This window comes from Thioalkalivibrio sp. ALE23 (genome assembly GCF_000378545.1).
Taxonomy (GTDB): Bacteria; Pseudomonadota; Gammaproteobacteria; order Ectothiorhodospirales; family Ectothiorhodospiraceae; genus Thioalkalivibrio.
On record NZ_KB900035.1, the window covers coordinates 277,357 to 293,588 of the forward strand.

The 16,232-nt window shown below is 68.4% G+C and carries 18 protein-coding genes; 5 read left to right on the forward strand and 13 right to left on the reverse strand.

The features are described 5' to 3' along the window. Positions 1-58: 58 nt before the first annotated feature. Positions 59-838 (forward strand): inositol monophosphatase family protein, encoded by a 780-nt coding sequence (locus tag F573_RS0111675; protein WP_019022726.1) that lies wholly within the window; start codon positions 59-61, stop codon positions 836-838. Between the two features lie 13 nt (positions 839-851). Here the strand turns inward: F573_RS0111675 and F573_RS0111680 are convergent, their stop codons facing one another. The 13 genes from F573_RS0111680 to F573_RS0111740 all read right to left on the reverse strand — a co-directional run bounded on the left by F573_RS0111680 (position 852) and on the right by F573_RS0111740 (position 12,409). Next, positions 852-1,172: a helix-turn-helix domain-containing protein gene (locus F573_RS0111680; protein WP_019022727.1), complete on the reverse strand. Its 321-nt coding sequence runs from the start codon at positions 1,170-1,172 to the stop codon at positions 852-854. Beyond that, complete coding sequence (dusB, locus tag F573_RS0111685) at positions 1,169-2,179, reverse strand: tRNA dihydrouridine synthase DusB (protein WP_019022728.1); 1,011 nt, start codon at positions 2,177-2,179, stop codon at positions 1,169-1,171. Before dusB ends, F573_RS0111680 begins: the two co-directional genes overlap by 4 nt. A 43-nt stretch (positions 2,180-2,222) precedes the next feature. Continuing rightward, on the reverse strand, positions 2,223-3,098 hold the full coding sequence (locus F573_RS0111690) for a zinc-ribbon and DUF3426 domain-containing protein (protein WP_026300897.1): 876 nt from the start codon (positions 3,096-3,098) through the stop codon (positions 2,223-2,225). Between the two features lie 27 nt (positions 3,099-3,125). After that, entirely contained in the window at positions 3,126-4,007 is an 882-nt protein-coding gene (gene prmA, locus F573_RS0111695; RefSeq protein ID WP_019022729.1) for a 50S ribosomal protein L11 methyltransferase, read from the reverse strand. 7 nt (positions 4,008-4,014) lie between these two features. Further along, positions 4,015-5,358: an acetyl-CoA carboxylase biotin carboxylase subunit gene (accC, locus tag F573_RS0111700; RefSeq protein ID WP_019022730.1), complete on the reverse strand. Its 1,344-nt coding sequence runs from the start codon at positions 5,356-5,358 to the stop codon at positions 4,015-4,017. Positions 5,359-5,392: 34 nt separating this feature from the next. Further along, on the reverse strand, positions 5,393-5,851 hold the full coding sequence (gene accB / locus F573_RS0111705) for an acetyl-CoA carboxylase biotin carboxyl carrier protein (protein ID WP_019022731.1): 459 nt from the start codon (positions 5,849-5,851) through the stop codon (positions 5,393-5,395). Positions 5,852-5,857: 6 nt separating this feature from the next. Continuing rightward, on the reverse strand, positions 5,858-6,301 hold the full coding sequence (aroQ, locus tag F573_RS0111710) for a type II 3-dehydroquinate dehydratase (protein ID WP_018869755.1): 444 nt from the start codon (positions 6,299-6,301) through the stop codon (positions 5,858-5,860). A gap of 139 nt (positions 6,302-6,440) precedes the next feature. Continuing rightward, the gene (locus F573_RS0111715; protein ID WP_019022732.1) at positions 6,441-7,013 is read right to left on the reverse strand and encodes a redoxin domain-containing protein; all 573 of its coding nucleotides are present in this window, start codon (positions 7,011-7,013) and stop codon (positions 6,441-6,443) included. After that, a complete protein-coding gene (gene dsbD, locus F573_RS0111720) occupies positions 7,010-9,319 on the reverse strand; it encodes a protein-disulfide reductase DsbD (protein ID WP_019022733.1) in 2,310 nt (769 codons plus the stop codon). The genes F573_RS0111715 and dsbD overlap by 4 nt, the downstream gene beginning before the upstream one ends. Next, on the reverse strand, positions 9,307-9,639 hold the full coding sequence (cutA, locus tag F573_RS0111725) for a divalent-cation tolerance protein CutA (RefSeq protein WP_019022734.1): 333 nt from the start codon (positions 9,637-9,639) through the stop codon (positions 9,307-9,309). Before cutA ends, dsbD begins: the two co-directional genes overlap by 13 nt. Positions 9,640-9,673: 34 nt before the next feature. Next, complete coding sequence (locus tag F573_RS0111730) at positions 9,674-10,477, reverse strand: efflux RND transporter periplasmic adaptor subunit (RefSeq protein WP_026300898.1); 804 nt, start codon at positions 10,475-10,477, stop codon at positions 9,674-9,676. Then, complete coding sequence (locus F573_RS0111735; RefSeq protein WP_019022736.1) at positions 10,474-11,778, reverse strand: TolC family protein; 1,305 nt, start codon at positions 11,776-11,778, stop codon at positions 10,474-10,476. Before F573_RS0111735 ends, F573_RS0111730 begins: the two co-directional genes overlap by 4 nt. Before the next feature lie 76 nt (positions 11,779-11,854). Next, positions 11,855-12,409 carry a thioredoxin family protein gene (locus tag F573_RS0111740; protein WP_018869761.1) on the reverse strand — a complete coding sequence of 185 codons (555 nt, stop codon included), beginning with the start codon at positions 12,407-12,409 and terminating at the stop codon, positions 11,855-11,857. 151 nt (positions 12,410-12,560) lie between these two features. On the opposite strand from F573_RS0111740, the gene F573_RS0111745 reads away from it, so the two are divergent. From F573_RS0111745 to F573_RS0111760, 4 genes are all read left to right on the forward strand, one after another. After that, complete coding sequence (locus F573_RS0111745; RefSeq protein WP_019022737.1) at positions 12,561-13,061, forward strand: FxsA family protein; 501 nt, start codon at positions 12,561-12,563, stop codon at positions 13,059-13,061. A 154-nt stretch (positions 13,062-13,215) separates the two neighbouring features. After that, complete coding sequence (groES, locus tag F573_RS0111750) at positions 13,216-13,506, forward strand: co-chaperone GroES (RefSeq protein WP_018869763.1); 291 nt, start codon at positions 13,216-13,218, stop codon at positions 13,504-13,506. 51 nt (positions 13,507-13,557) lie between these two features. Continuing rightward, positions 13,558-15,225, forward strand: a complete 1,668-nt coding sequence (groL, locus tag F573_RS0111755) for a chaperonin GroEL (protein ID WP_019022738.1) — start codon at positions 13,558-13,560, stop codon at positions 15,223-15,225. 285 nt (positions 15,226-15,510) lie between these two features. Next, positions 15,511-16,158, forward strand: coding sequence for an OmpA family protein (locus F573_RS0111760; protein ID WP_019022739.1), 648 nt, complete (start codon positions 15,511-15,513; stop codon positions 16,156-16,158). Positions 16,159-16,232 lie beyond the last annotated feature (74 nt).

Below are 16,232 nucleotides of genomic sequence, written 5' to 3' on the forward strand. Positions count from 1 at the left end.
GTTCGTCGCGTCGTGCCGCTCCTGCTACGATAGCGGCTTTTCCCCGAGGACCGAGAACATGCAGGCAAGCCCGTTCCTGGAAGCCGCGCAGGCTGCGGCCGACGCCGCCGAGAAGGTGATCCGTCACTACTACGAACACGGCGTGGACGTTGAAACCAAGGCCGACGACACGCCGGTCACGCGTGCCGACGTGGAGAGCGAAGAGGCGATCCGCTCGATCATCCGCGAGCGCTTTCCGGATCACGGTTTCTACGGCGAAGAGACGGGCCAGTCGGACATGGACTCCGACTATGTCTGGCTGATCGACCCGATCGACGGCACCAAGAGCTTCGTGCGCCGCTACCCGTTCTTCTCCACCCAGATCGCGCTGATGTACAAGGGCGAGCTGATTCTGGGCCTGTCGAGCGGGCCGCAGTTCGGCGAGCGCGCCTGGGCCGAGAAGGGACAGGGCGCCTGGCTCAACGGCGAGCGCATCGGCGTGGAGAAGGGCATCACCGCGGTCGATCGCGCGACCCTGTCCACCGGCAACCTCCGCTCGCTGGCGGCGCGCGGCGACTGCTGGAACGCGCTGGGCGGGATCGTCGCCGAGGTCAACCGCGTCCGCGGTTACGGCGACTTCTACCATTACCACCTGCTGGCCCGCGGCAGCATCGACTGCATCGTCGAGTCGGACGTGAACATCCTCGACATTGCGGCCCTGGCCGTGATCGTGCGCGAAGCGGGCGGGACGTTCACCGACCTCGCCGGCGGCGAGCTGGACCTCGACACCAGCACGGTGCTGGCGGCGGGCACCCCCGAGCTGCACGCCACCCTGCGCGAGCGTCTCGCCTGGGGGTGACCCGCCGAGCTGGCTAGTCGAGCAGCCCGTGGCTGCGCAGCTTCTTGCGCAGGGTCGCGCGGTTGAGGCCGAGCACGGCCGCCGCGCGGCTCTGGTTGTGGCCACAGCGTTCCAGCACGCAGGCCAGCAGCGGGCGTTCGACCTCCTCCATCACCAGGGCGTAGAGGTCGTGGCTGGACTGCCCGTCCAGGGTGTCGAAATAGTCTTCCATGGCCTGATGGACGGACTGCGCGAGGACGCTGTCCGATTCCGGCGGCGCGGCCGGACCCTGTCCCGGCCATGTCGTCTGTCCGTTGCCGTCCTTGCGACGCGCGGGATTCCCGTTGCTGCTCATGCGGCCCTGTCCGAATCGTCCGCAGGCGAATCGCCTGATGGAAACATTGCCTCGAGGCGCCGGAGCTGTTCGCCGGCGTCCTCCAGGGCGAACAGTTCGGCCCGCAGTGCGCGGGTCTCTGCCTCGCCTCTCCCCAGCTGCTCAAGATACCAGCCGATGTGCTTGCGGGCGATACGCACGCCCTGATGCGGACCATATTGCCGGTGCAGGGCGGCGACGTGCTCGCGCATCAGGCCCGCGATGGACGCGGGGTCGGGTGCGTCCGGCAGGGCCTCGCCGGCCAGCGCGGCGCGGATCCGTCCCGGCAGCCACGGGCGTCCCTGCGCGCCACGTCCGATCATGATCCCGGTGGCACCGGTGCGGGCGAGGGCCCGCCGGGCATCCTCGACGTCGCGGATGTCCCCGTTGGCCAGCACCGGCAGGTCCGTGGCGGCCACCACCCGGGCGATCGCCTCGTGATCCGCCACGCCGCGATAGCCCGCCGCCCGGGTGCGGCCATGCACCGTGAGCATCGCAATCCCGGCATCTGCGGCGATCCCGGCAATGGTTTCCGCGTTCATGCGCTCGGGGTCCAGGCCCAGACGCATCTTCAGGGTGACCGGTACGCCGGCGTTTTCGGTGAGGGCCTGAAGCAGCTCGCGGGCCAGCCCGGTGTCGCCCATCAACGCTGAACCGGCGGCGCGGCTGCAGACCTTCTTGGCCGGGCAGCCCAGGTTGAGGTCGATGATATCGGCACCGCGGGCGACGTTTTCACGCGCTGCGTCGGCCAGGGCCCCGGGCTCGTTTCCCAGCAGCTGGACGATGCGCGGTGACGGTTCGGCCGCGTGATCCAAGCGGTGCCGGCTCTTGGCGCTGTCCCACAGGTTTTGCTGCGAGGTGACCATCTCCGAGACCGCCGCGCTGGCCCCCAGGCGGCGCGCGAGCAGGCGGAAAGGCCGGTCGCTGACCCCGGCCATGGGCGCGAGGAAGACCGGCGGGTCGGAGAAATGGTGGTGGCCGAGCTGCATTCCGTCAGTTTAGCAGCCCGCACGCCCGGCGCAGGAATCCGCGTCAGCGGGGGCGGACGTGGACCCCGCTCAGGCGCGGGTGCTCGGTGTGTATGCGCAGGGCGACGGGCCAGGGTCGGTGGGCGGCCATTTGCGGAGGGGGATCACCGTCCGGGGCATAGACCCGCGGATGGATGCGCTCGCGGGCATGGGTGCGGCCCAGAGTGTCCGACAGGGCAATATCCAGCAGCGGCCAGGCCTGAGCGCGGGATTCGCGGTTGTAGAGCTCGAAGATGAGCCAGCGGCCGCTGCCGGCGCCGGCCGGGTGCAGCGAAGGAGTGGAGACACGAACGGACTCGGGCGCGCGATGGGCGCGTTCGGGGCAGTGCAGGCGCTCGCACAGCGAGGTCCGCAGGGTCTCCAGCGCGGGTTCTTGCGTGATGGCGCGTGGCGGGAAGGCCAGCAACTGGAAGATCAGCCCCAGCAGGAGGAGGCTTGCCAGCGCGGCACCGCCGAAACGGGTCCGGTGTGCGCTTCGGGCGGGTCGTATCTGCGGGCCGTCCGGGCGCCCCGGAGCCCCCCGGGCGGGACGCTCGCGCTCCGGCTCGGGATCGGGGGCTGCGGGGGGGCGCGTGGACGGTTCCGGGTACGGCACGGAGCGCGCGGACTGGGTGTCGGGAGATCCGACGGTCGGGTGCGAAAGGGTGGGCGCTCCTTCGTCCGGCCTGCCGGAAGCGGCTTGCGCGGGGGCGTTTTCGGCGGCGGGGACCGGCTGCAGGCCGGCCCCGTTTGCGGGTTCGCCCGCCGGGGCGATCTCCAGAGCGGGGAACCAGGCGAACGCACGGCCGCAGGCCTCGCAGCGGACCCGTGCGTGGTGCGCGTTGCCGGGCGGGCGGGCCACCACATGGGCAACGCTGCAATGCGGGCAGCGGACCAGCATTACGCGGCAGGCCGTCCGGCCGGTGGGTCAGCGGCGGCGGCCGTCCAGCAGGGCCCAGCCATCGCGGGAATCGCGGACACCGATATCGAATGCATGGGCATAGGCCTCCATGACCTCTTCCGCCTGACGATCCAGCAGTCCGGCCATCAGGATGCGCCCGCCCGGACGGGTGGCCGCGGTGAGCACCGGGGCCAGTTCGATCAGCGGGCGCGTGAGGATGTTGGCCAGCACCAGATCGGAGCCGCCTTCGGGCAGCGGGTGATCGGTGAGTCCGGCCTGCAGACGGTCGCTGCCGATGCCGTTGGCGGCCGCGTTGGATTCGGTGGCCTGGACCGCCTGGGGGTCGTTGTCGATCCCGAGGGCGTGGCGCGCCCCCAGCTTGAGCGCGGCGATCGCGAGGATCCCGGAGCCGCAGCCGTAGTCCAGCACCTCGAGGTCACGCGGCGGGTCCTCGGCCAGGGCGGTCAGGCACATCGCGGTGGTGGGGTGGTTGCCGGTGCCGAAGGCCAGGCCGGGGTCGAGGTGCACGAAGACCCCGTCCTCGACGTCCGGTTGTTCCTCCCAGGACGGCACGATCCACAGCGGCCCGCCGCAGTGGATGGCCTCCAGCCCGTCCAGGCCCGCGCGCACCCAGTCCTGGTCGGTGATGTCGGTGACCTGCAGCTCGGAGGGGGCGGGGTCGCGCTGGAGCATCGAGGCCGAGGCCAGCTCCGCCGCGGTGCGGTCGGAGAACACGGCCTTCAGGCGGATGTCCGACCACAGCGGGTGCGTGCCCGGTGGCGGCTCGAACAGGGGTTCGTCGGCGGCATCGAACAGTTCCACGCTGACCGCACCCAGTTCGAACAGCAGCTCCTCCAGGGCCTCGGCATCGCCGGGTTCGGCCCGGCATTCCAGTTCGGCAAGACTCATGCGGCCCTCAGTGTGCCTTCAGTTTCTTTTCCAGGTAGTGGATGTCGGTGGCACCCCGCTGGAAGTTGGCGTCGTTCATCAGATCGGAGTGCAGGCTGATGTTGGTGCGGATGCCGTCGACGATGATCTCGCCGAGGGCGCCGCGCATGCGCGCGATGGCGATGTCGCGCGTGGTGCCGTGGGCAATCAGCTTGCCGACCATGGAGTCGTAATGCGGCGGGACCGCGTAGCCGTTGTAGATATGCGTGTCCATGCGGATCCCGGGGCCGCCCGGCGCGTGATACTGCTGGATGGTGCCGGGGCTGGGGACGAAGGTTGCGGGGTCCTCGGCGTTGATGCGGCACTCGATCGCATGGCCGTGGATGGTGACGTCGTCCTGGGTAATGCCCAGCGGTTCCCCGGCGGCGATGCGGATCTGCTCACGCACCAGATCGATGCCGGTGACCTCCTCGGTCACCGTGTGCTCGACCTGCAGCCGGGTGTTCATCTCGATGAAGAAGAACTGGCCGTCCTCGTACAGGAACTCGAAGGTCCCGGCGCCGCGATAGCCGATCTCCTGGCAGGCGCGGATCAGGCGTTCGCTCATGTCGCGGCGCTGTGTGTCGGTGATCTCCGGGGCCGGGGCCTCCTCGATCACCTTCTGGTGGCGCCGCTGCATGGAGCAGTCGCGCTCGCCCAGGCACACCGCGTTGCCGTGGGTGTCCGCGAGGATCTGGAACTCCACGTGGCGCGGGCGCTCGAGGAATTTCTCCATGTACAGGGTGTCGTCACCGAAGCCCTGACGGGCCTCGTTGCGGGTCAGGGAGATCGCGTTGAGCAGCGCGCCCTCGGTATGCACCACGCGCATCCCGCGGCCACCGCCGCCGGCGGCGGCCTTCACGATGACCGGGTAGCCGATCTCGCGGGCCAGCTGCAGGTTGGCGTCGGGGTCCTCGCCCAGCGCGCCACCGGAGCCCGGCACACAGGGCACCCCGGCGGACAGCATGGCCTGCTTGGCCGAGACCTTGTCGCCCATCAGGCGGATGGTCTCGGCGCGCGGGCCGATGAAGGCGAAGCCGCTGGATTCGACCCGTTCGGCGAAATCGGCGTTTTCCGACAGGAAGCCGTAGCCCGGATGAAGGGCGCCGGCGTCGGTGACCTCGGCCGCGGCGATCAGCGCCGGGATGTTGAGATAGCTTTCGTTCGAGGGGGCGGGGCCGATGCAGACCGACTCGTCGGCCAGGCGCACGTGCTTGAGGTCGCGGTCGGCGTCGGAGTGCACGGCCACGGTGGCGATGCCCATCTCGCGGCAGGTGCGCAGTACCCGCAGGGCGATTTCGCCGCGGTTGGCGATCAGGATTTTTTCAAACATGCTCGGACCTGTGTTCGGCGAAGACGGTGAAGGCTCACGCGATGATGAACAGCGGCTGGCCGTATTCCACCGGATTGCCATTCTCCACCAGGATCTGGCGGACGGTGCCGGCCTGGTCCGCTTCCAGCGGGTTGAGCATCTTCATCGCCTCGATGATGCACAGGGTGTCGCCCACCTCCACCTGCTGTCCGACTTCGACGAACGGCGTGGCGCCGGGGCTGGGGGCGCGGTAGAAGGTGCCGACCATGGGCGCGGTCACGCGGTGGCCCTCGAGTTCCTCCGGTTCATCCGCGCCCGCTTCCTCGGCCGCGGCGGCGGGAGCGGGCGGTGCGGGCGGCGGCGCGGCGGCCGGCATCGGTGCGGGCTGTGCCTGGGGGACGCCCCCGGGCGAGCGGGTGATGCGCACCGACTCCTCGCCCTCGTTGATCTCGATTTCGTGGATCCCGCTCTCCTCGAGCAGGTCGATCAGTTTCTTGACCTTGCGGATATCCATGGGTGCCTATGACTCCTTGATGGCTGCAATCGCCGCGTCCAGCGCCAGCCGGTACCCCCGGGGGCCGAAACCGGCCAGGGTAGCGGCGGCGACGTCGGCCAGCAGCGATGTCTGCCGGAACGCCTCGCGGGCATGGACGTTGCTGATATGGATCTCGTAGAACGGGATCGCGACCCCCAGCAGGGCGTCACGCAGGCTGACGCTGGTGTGGGTCAGTCCGCCCGGGTTGATCAGGATACGGCGCACGTCCTCGCCCGGCGCCGCGTGGATGCGGTCGATCAGGGCGCCCTCGTGATTGCTCTGAAAGCAGTTCAGGCGGATCCCCGCCTCGTGCGCCCGGTTCTCCAGATCCGCCTCGATGTCCGCCAGCGTGGCATGGCCATAGCGCTCCGGCTCCCGCTGTCCGAGCAGGTTCAGGTTGGGGCCGTTGAGCAGCAGGATGGTGGCCATGACGGGAATCGGCGGCGATCCGGACGTGAATGGGGGCGAACGCGCCGGAACATGCCGGCGAATCCATGGCCGCGATTCTGCCGCAGGGCGCGCGGGGTGTCCAGCACCTTCGCCGTGCGCCGGAGCGTGCCCGCGCGGGTCAGAGGTATTGCTCCAGCCAGCCGTGCAGGTCGTCTTCGGTAACCTCGCCGCGGTGGGTCTCGCGCACGGTCCCGTCACGATCGATGACCACGGTGTAGGGCAGGGCCCCGATCCGGTTGCCGTATTCGGTCTGGATCTGCATGGCCTCGTCCTGCCCGATCAGGATCGGGAATTCGATGCCGTAGGTGGCGACGAACTGCTCGGTGGCCGACTGTTCGTCCACCGCGACCGCGACGATGTTGAAGTCCTCGTCCCGGTATTCTTCCCAGGTTTCCTGAAAGAGCGGCATTTCCTTCTTGCAGGGCGGGCACCAGGTGGCCCAGAAGTTGAGTACCACCAGGTCGTCGTCCCACTGGTTGAAGGCCTGCTCCTCGCCGTCCAGGTCCGGCAGGGTGAAGTCGACGCGCGACTCGCCGGTCGGGGTGTCCTCCGGCCCCGCGACGTCGGCGGCATCGACATCCGGGTCGCCGCCGGTCGCGGTGTCGCCGGACCGGTCGTTATCCAGGCAGGCGGTCAGGGCCGGGGCGCACAGCCCGATGGCCAGTGCCAGCCACCAGCGGTTCCCGTTCACGGGCGCACCCCCAGGGCATTGTCCAGGTGCTCGAGGAAGGCCTCGGCGTTGAGGTAACCGACGCGGCGAAACTGCGGCAGCGGTTCGCCGTCGCGGTCGTAGAAGACCATCGCCGGCGGGCCGAACAGCTCGAAGTGCTGCATCAGTTCGCGGTGCTCCGAGGTGTTGTCGGTGACGTCGGCCTTCAGCAGATGGACATCCGCGGTGGCGCGGATGACCTGCGGGTCCTGGAAGGTGGTGCGTTCCAGGCGTACGCAGTCCACGCACCAGTCGGCATAGAAGTCCACGAACACCGGTTCGCCGCGTGAGGCGGCCTCCGCCACCTCCCGTTCGAGGTCTTCCAGGCTGTCGATGTAGGTGAACTCCATCTCCGTCGGTCCGCCGTCCGCGGTGGTGACGGCGGGCTGACTGAGGGTGGCCAGCGGGCGGGTCATGTCCTTGCCGCCGGTGGCCGCCCCCAGCATCAGCAGGATGCCGTAGATCAGGATCACCAGGCCGAGCCCCTTCCACAGGGTGTGCCAGCCGGACTTGCCTTCGGGCAGGCTCTGCAGCGCCCCCATGTACACCGCGACCACGATGAACAGGGTGGCCCACAGGAACATCGCCACTTCGCCCGGGATGACCCGTTCCAGCAGCCAGATGCCCATGGCCAGCAGGCCCACGCCGAACACCGCCTTGATGGTATCCATCCACGGGCCGGCCTTCGGCAGCAGGCGTCCGGCCGAGGTGCCGATCGCCAGCAGGGGGGCGCCCATGCCCATGCTCAGGGAGAACAGCGCGATCCCGCCCAGCACGGCGTCGCCGGTCTGGCTGATGTAGAGCAGGGCCCCCAGCAGCGGCGCGGTGACGCACGGCCCGACGATCAGGGCCGAGAGGAAGCCCATGACACCGGCGCCGAACAGGGTGCCGCCCTCCTGGCGATTGCTGATGTTCGACAGCTTGCTCTGCACGCCCGCGGGCATCTGCAGGTCGTAGAAGCCGAACATCGACATCGCCAGCGCGACGAAGATGGCGACGAAGGTGCCGATAATCCAGGGATTCTGGAAGGCGGCCTGCAGGTTGGCCCCGGCCATGCCCGCCAGCACCCCGGCCACGGTATAGGTGAGCGCCATCGCGAGCACGAACACCAGCGAGATGAAGAACGCCTTGCGGGTGTTCATCTCCTTCTGGCCGAGGATGATGTTGGACAGGATCGGGATCATCGGGAACACGCAGGGCGTGAAGGTCAGCAGCAGCCCGAAGCCGAAGAACGCCAGGGCCACCAGCCACACGCGCCCGTCGGCCAGCTGCGCCGCGATGCGGTCCTGTTCCGAGGCCGGCGGGGCGACGGCGTCCTCGTCCTCGGGTGCGGCTTCGCCTTCATCGGGCAGGGCCGCCGGGTCGGCCTCCGCGGCCAGATCGGCGGCAAAACTGACCGCGACCTCCTGAGTCAGCGGCGGGTAGCAGATACCCGCGTCCGCGCAGCCCTGGTAGTCCACCGCCAGCACGATGTCGGCGATGTCGTCGGCATCGCGCTGCACCGGCACCAGGATCTCCACCTCGTCGCGGAAGATCCGGGTCTCGCCGAAGAACTCGTCTTCGTGCAGTTCGCCGTCCGGCGGGCTGATGTTGCCCAGCTCGATGCCTTCACCTTCGGCGACGCGCACGTCCAGCTGGTCGCGGTAGAGATAGTAGCCGTCGGCGATGTCGAAGCGCAGCACCACGGCGTTCTGGCTGATCGCCTCGGCCGAGGCGGCGAACGCCTCCTCGGGGTCGAGCAGATCCTCGTCCCCGGCAAGCTCGCCGGACATCTGGCCGAGCTCGTCCAGTGCGCCTTCCCCGGCCGCCGTGGTGTCGGCCTCGGCGTCACCCGGCAGGCCCGGCAGGGTGATGGATACGGTCTGGAAATGCGGCGGGTAACAGATGCCGGCATCCGCGCAGCCCTGCGAGCGTGCGGTCAGCTCGATGGTCTCGCTTTCGGCGGCCAGTACCGGAAGCTCGATGCTGACCTCGCCGCGATAGGTCTCGACCCGCCCGAAGAACTCGTCTTCCTTGATCTCGCCGTCCGGGATCGCCGGATCGCCCAGTTCCAGGCCGGGGCTTTCCGGTTCGAACTCGAACTGCTCGCGGTACATGTAGTACTCGTCCGCGATGTCCCAGGTCAGACGGATGGTGGATTCATCCACCGCCTCGGCACTGATCGCGAAGGCGTCATCCGGGTCGAGCAGGTCGTCGTCCATGCCGAACTGCGCCGCGGCCGCTCCGGGCAGCAGCAACAGCACGGTGAACAGGGCGGCAAGCCAGTAACGGAGGTTCATCGGGTGCATTCGCGGATCCAGTTCAGGTAGTCGGGCAGTCCGTCCTCGATCGGCAGGGCGATGATTTCGGGGGTGTCGTACGGATGTTGATCGTGCAGGGTGGCCCGAAGTTCGGGCCAGGCCTCGCGCGAGGTCTTGATCAGCAGGGTGACTTCACTGTCGACCTCGATGCGGCCCTGCCACTGATAGATCGAGCGGCCGGGCGGGAGCATGTGCACGCAGGCGGCGCGGCCGGCCTCGACCAGGTGGCCGGCCAGGCGCTCGGCGGCGTCGGCATCGTCCAGCGTGGTGATGACCAGCCAGGCCGGTGCGGGGTCGGATTCGCTCATGGTGATGTGCGTCCTCCTGGTTCAGTCCGGATGCTTATTCCAGGCCGAGTTCGATCCGTGCCGCCTGGCCCGCCCGCGGGGCGAGGCCTTCCGGGGGCGTGAACTCGACCCGCAGACGATAGGCGGGGGCGTCCTCTTCGCCGCTGCGCTCCCAGTCCACGTGCTCCACCCGGCCGTCGACGCGGGTGTCGTTCAGGATGACGGTGACCGGGTGCCCGGGTTCCAGGCGTGCGGCGGTATCCGCGTCCACGCGGCCGCGTGCATGCATCGGATCGTCGCGTCCGATCACCGCGAGAACCGGCGGAACCAGCGCGGGGTTCACGTATTCGTTGCGGGTGACGTCCAGGCGCAGCACGCGGCCCTCTCCGGGCGCGGCGATCTCGGTGTCGTGCACGTCCGCGCGGGCCTGGCGGACCCGGGCGCGGGCCTCCGTCAGGCGCGATTCGGCCGCGGTGTGGTCGATTCGGGCCAGTTCCAGTTCGCGCTCGGCGATCAGGGTCTGGTCGTACAGGTCGCGGGCCTTGCGCAGCTCGCGTTCGGTTTCCGAGGCCTCCAGCTCCAGGCGTTCGACCTCGGCCTGCGCCGCGGAAAGTTCCGCACGGGCCCGGCGATCGTCGATGCGGAACAGGGTGTCATCTTCCATCACCCGGTCGCCGGGCCGGACCCCGATCTCCCGGACCTGACCGGCGACGGGTGCGGTGATCCGGTACTGCTCGCTCCAGGCGAGCTCCGCGTCCACGGTCTGGGCGCCCGCGGCCGGGCTCAGCAACAACAGCGCGAGGCTCGCGCCGATCGCCCTCCCGGCGGTGGGCGGGATTCGGTGAATACGGGTGTTCATGGGGTCCCTCCAAAGGCGGTGGCGTCGGCGGCGAACGGACTCAGGTCCTCGCGGCCGGTCAGCAGGGCAAGGCGTTCGTAGGCCAGGGCCAGCTCGAATTCGGTACGGGCATTGAAATGCGCGGCCGCGCTCTGCTGGACCATGGAGTCGCCGAGGTCGGCCTCGTCTTCCATCTGGTAGAGGTAGCGAGCCCGACTGATGTAGAGGTCGCGGTAGTCCATGCGTGCCAGTGCCTCGTCGCGCTGCACCTCCAGGGTCCGGATTTCGTGAACCAGTTCACGCACCCGGTTGCGGGCCCGGAGCATGGCCTGGTCGCGTTCGGCTTCGGCTTCCCGGCGCTGGGCCACCGCGCGGCCGACGCGGGCATCGCCGCGGCGCCCCTCGAACAGCGGCACCTCCAGCACCAGTGCGGCGGCGAAGGGGTTGCGGTCTCCGCCGAACTCCCGGTTCCAGTAGCCGGTCTCGGCCTCGGCATACAGCCGGGGGCGGCTTTCACTGCGGGCCGCCTGCACGCGGCCGGTGGCGGCCTCGACCCGCTGGCGTTCGGCGGCCAGGGCCGGGCTGCCGGACTCCAGGTCCGCCAGCAGGCTGCGCAGCTCCGGAAGCTCGGGCAGGTCCAGCGGCAGCGGCGGGCCGAGGACGTCGGCCGGCGGGCGTCCGCGGTGATGCAGGGCCTCGGCCAGCTCCGCGCGGCTGCGCTGCTGGCGGTACAGCGAGCGTTGCCGCTGGGTGAAGTGTTCCTGGTAGTCCGCTTCCGCCTCGAACAGGTCGATGTCGGAGACCTGGCCCAGCTCGTTGCGCTCCTGTATGCGTTCGAGTGTTACGAATGCGGAGGTCATCGCTTCGGTGTCGCGGGCGAAGGCCAGATCGGCGAGGACCACGTCGAAGTAGCGCTCCAGGACCTCCAGGCGGTGTCGGGCGAACGCCAGCCACTCCTCCTGGCGCGCGGCCTCCAGCGCGCTGGCCCCGGCCTCCTCGCGCGCCCGGGAGTGGCCGAAGTCGCTCAGCAGCTTGCGCGCGACCAGGGTCGCCCGCGAGTCGTTGTTGCGGTCGTCGGCGATGTTGTCGTTGGGCTCGATCCAGCGGGCCTCCAGCCGCGCGTCCACGCGCAGGTCACGGTCGGCGCGCGTGGCTTCCAGCTCCGCTTCGGCCGCTTCGCGTCGGGCGCGGGCCTGCTGCACGCGGGGGTGCATCGCATTCACCGCCTCGATGGCATGCTGCAGCCGCAGGGGCTGGGGCAGCGGCTCGATGTCCGGCACCACCTCGGCCGACGCGGGACCGCGCGTGCCGACGGCCAGCACGAGGCACGCCGTCAGGAGGGCGCCGGCACGGCGCCCCCGGACAGGGAGACGAGGAGTCATGTCCGCTCCTTTGCGTTCAGCGGCCGCGCTGCTCGCGGCGGAAGCGATTGAAGTTGGTTTCTTCGTGGTGCCCCTCGGCGACAAAGCGCCCCAGGGTCAGGAATTCGTCCGCATCGCGGGTGGCCCCGGTAAAGCGGTGGACCGGTTCGCCGTCCAGGTCGAAGAACTGAAAGACCGGCGTGGCGCGCACACGGAAGTCGCGCGTGGCGAAATCGGCCATCCGCCGGGTCTCGCCGTCGAAGTTGGTGATCTCGACGTCGCCTTCGATGTCCACGCTGAAGATGGCGAAGTGTTCGCGGTAGTAGTCCTGCACCTGCGGCTGATTGAGTACCTGGTTCTTCATCCGATGACAGAACGGACAGGCATCCATCTCGAAGAAGATCAGGATGCCCTTCTTGCCTTCCTCGCGGGCGAGCTCGAGCTCCTCCTGGAAATCGCCGAAGGTCGGCTGGAAGAAGTGTTCTTCCGGATCACGCGGGTCGTCCTGGGCGACGGCCGTTCCGGCCAGCATGAACGCGAGGGTCAGCAGCAGGACCGGAATCACTCGTTGGGACAGCGGGCTGCGTTTCATGTGGCCTCCTTTCTCCGGTGGGCGTCTTCTGTCATTGAGACGCAGGGGAGGGTCGCTAAATTCCGGGGTCACGGCAAGGGAACCCGGCCGAATCGACACCCGTACCCGTGACGTGCTCCAATGATCCCCTCTTTGTCGAATCCTCCTCGCGATGCGCAATCCCCTGTTACCGCTTCTGGTCTTTCTCGGTTTCATCCTGCTCGAGATCTTCGGGTTCGCCTGGGTCGGGGATGCCGTCGGTGCGCTCGCCACAGTGGCGCTGGTCGTGGCGACCGCGGCCGGCGGGATCGTGCTGTTCCGGGTGCAGGGTTTCTACCACTGGCGGCGGCTGCAGCAGAGCCTGGCGCGCGGCGAGGTCCCTGCGCGCGGCCTGCTGGAGGGCTGGCTGCTGATGGCGGCCGCGGTGCTCCTGCTGGTCCCGGGGTTCTTCTCCGATGCGGCCGGCGCGGTGCTGCTGGTGCCACCACTGCGCCGGTTGATTGCCGCGGGCATCCTGCGCCGCGGTCTGGTGCGGGCGCGGAGCGGCCCGTTCCAGGGGCCCGGCCATGATGCCGGCGGCCCGATCGAGGGCGAGTTCCGCCGGCACGATGACGAGGCCGGCGGCCGCGACGTGCTCGACCACGATTCCGGCGACGACGATCGGCGTCGCTGAGGGGAACCCCCGGCCCCTCCCGGACGCGTTTCCGTGCTCTTGACTCGTGTTCGTTCGCCCCTATGATTAGCACTCGTTGCGGGTGGCTGCTAACAGGGCATCCATCCGGTTCCCTCAGACCCCTGTTATCGACAGACAGAAAGGAGTTTCCACCATGAATCTGCGGCCTTTGCACGATCGCGTGATTGTGAAGCGCATGGAAGAAGAACGCACCACGCCCGGCGGCATCGTGATCCCGGATTCGGCGGCCGAAAAGCCGATCCGCGGTGAAGTCGTGGCCGTGGGCAACGGCAAGATCCTGGAGAACGGCGAGAAGCGCGCGCTGGACATCAAGGCCGGCGACAAGGTGCTGTTCGGCAAGTACTCCGGCACCGAGGTCAAGGTCGACGGCGAAGAAGTCCTGGTGATGCGCGAAGACGACATCATGGCCGTCATCGAGGGCTGAGCCCGCATTCGCGTCACGTAGTTTTATTCAATTTCAGGAGCAGAATCCGACATGAGTGCAAAAGAAGTCCGCTTTGGCAACGATGCCCGTACCCGCATGGCCAAGGGTGTGAACACCCTCGCCAACGCCGTGAAGGTCACCCTCGGTCCGAAGGGCCGCAACGTGGTGCTCGACAAGGCCTTTGGCGCCCCGACCGTGACCAAGGACGGCGTGTCCGTGGCCAAGGAAATCGAGCTGGAAGACAAGTTCGAGAACATGGGCGCCCAGCTGGTCAAGGAAGTCTCCTCGCAGACCTCCGACAGCGCCGGTGACGGCACCACCACCGCGACCGTGCTGGCCCAGTCCATCGTGCACGAAGGCATGAAGGCCGTGACCGCCGGCATGAACCCGATGGACCTCAAGCGTGGCATCGAGAAGGCCGTGACCTCCGCCACCGAAGAGCTGAAGAACCTGTCCAAGCCGTGCACCGAGCACAAGGCCGTGGCCCAGGTCGGCTCCATCTCCGCCAACTCGGATACCGCCGTGGGCGAGATCATCGCCGACGCGATGGACAAGGTCGGCAAGGAAGGCGTGATCACGGTCGAGGAAGGCTCCTCGCTGGAGAACGAACTGGACGTGGTCGAAGGCATGCAGTTCGACCGCGGCTACCTCTCGCCGTACTTCGTCAACAACCAGCAGAGCATGAGCGCCGAACTGGATGACGCCTACATCCTGCTGGTGGACAAGAAGATCTCCAACATCCGCGAACTGCTGCCGGTGCTGGAAGGCGTCGCCCAGAACAGCAAGCCGCTGCTGATCATCGCCGAGGACATCGAAGGCGAGGCCCTGGCCACGCTGGTGGTCAACGCCATGCGCGGCATCGTCAAGGTCGCCGCCGTGAAGGCCCCGGGCTTCGGTGATCGCCGCAAGGCCATGCTGCAGGACATCGCCGTGCTGACCGGCGGCCAGGTGATCTCCGAAGAGGTCGGCCTGTCGCTGGAGAAGGCCACGGTGGAAGATCTGGGCCGCGCCAAGAAGGTGCAGGTGTCCAAGGAAAACACCACCATCATCGACGGCATGGGCAACAACGACGACATTCAGGGTCGTGTCGCCCAGATCCGCAAGCAGATCGAGGAAGCGACCTCCGACTACGACAAGGAAAAGCTGCAGGAACGCGTGGCCAAGCTGGCCGGCGGTGTTGCGGTGATCAAGGTCGGCGCGGCCACCGAGGTCGAGATGAAGGAGAAGAAGGCGCGCGTCGAGGACGCCCTGCACGCCACGCGTGCGGCGGTCGAGGAAGGCGTGGTGCCCGGCGGTGGTACCGCCCTGCTGCGGGCCTGCAATGCCATCCGCGACCTCAAGACCGACAACGAGGAGCAGAACGCCGGTATCAACATCGCCCGCCGCGCGATGGAAGAGCCGCTGCGCCAGATCGTCTACAACACCGGTGACGAGCCGTCCGTGGTCCTCAACCAGGTGCTGGAAGGCGAAGGCAACTACGGCTACAACGCCGCAACCGGCGACTTCGGCGACATGATCGAGATGGGCATCCTGGATCCGACCAAGGTGACCCGTTCGGCGCTGCAGAACGCGGCATCGGTCGCGGCCCTGATCATCACCACCGAGGCGATGGTGGCCGATCTGCCGAAGAGCGACGACAACGCCGGCGGTGGCGGCGGTGACGACATGGGCGCCATGGGTGGCATGGGCGGCATGGGAGGCATGGGCGGCATGATGTAATGCCGGCCCGGCCTCACCGGCCAGCCCCCGGGACCCCGCTTCGGCGGGGTCTTTTTGATGGAGTCGACGTCAAAATGTCTCATGTATGGCACAGCGTTGTGACACCGAGACAGAATCCACGTTTGATTGCGTGCAAAACCGTGAATGGTGTGCCACTATCAAGGCGATGTGGAGGGTCCGGGCCGTGAGCCGTCCTTCCGTCCGGATAGGGCCGGGATCGGTGTGCAGGCGTCGCTTCCTGAATTCCCGCAATCCGTCGTCATCGTTTCTCCAAGGAGGCAAAGAATGAATCAGAAGCTTGTCAAGAACCTGCTGGCCGCCTCGGTGGCCTCGCTCATGTTCGGCGCGGCCGGCCAGGCCGTGGCGGGCAGCCACTCCACCCCCGCCGCCAACGTCACCGACTCCTCCGGTGCCGTGGTCATTGACGGTTCCGGCGAGTGCGTGCGCACCTCGAGCTGGGCGCCCGAGTACGTGCGCCATTCGCAGTGCGCCGGCTACATCGAAGAAACCGCCGAAGCGCCCGAGCCGGATCCGGAACCCGCTCCGGCCCCGAGCCCCGAGCCGGAATTCGAAACCACGACCCTGAGCGCCGAAGTGCTGTTCGAATTCGACAGCGCCGAGCTGCGTTCCGAAGGCCGTTCCGAGCTGCGTGACCTGGTGGCCGACCTGACGGCCGAAGGTGCCTCGTACACCTCCGTGCTGGTCGAGGGTCACACCTGCACCATCGGTCCGGCCGATTACAACCAGGGCCTGTCCGAGCGTCGCGCGCAGAGCGTGGCGGACTTCCTCGCTTCCGAGGGCATCCGCGAGAGCGACATCGAGTCCATGGGGCATGGCGAAGACCGTCCCACCGCGGACAACTCCACCCGTGAAGGCCGCGAGGCCAACCGTCGCGTGGAAGTGACCTCCGACGTGGAGCGCCGGGTCGACTGATCGACCCCGCTCCGGATCGGAGTGCCGGACCCCCGGCCGCTTTCGCGGTCGGGGGTTTTTTTGTGTACGCTCCC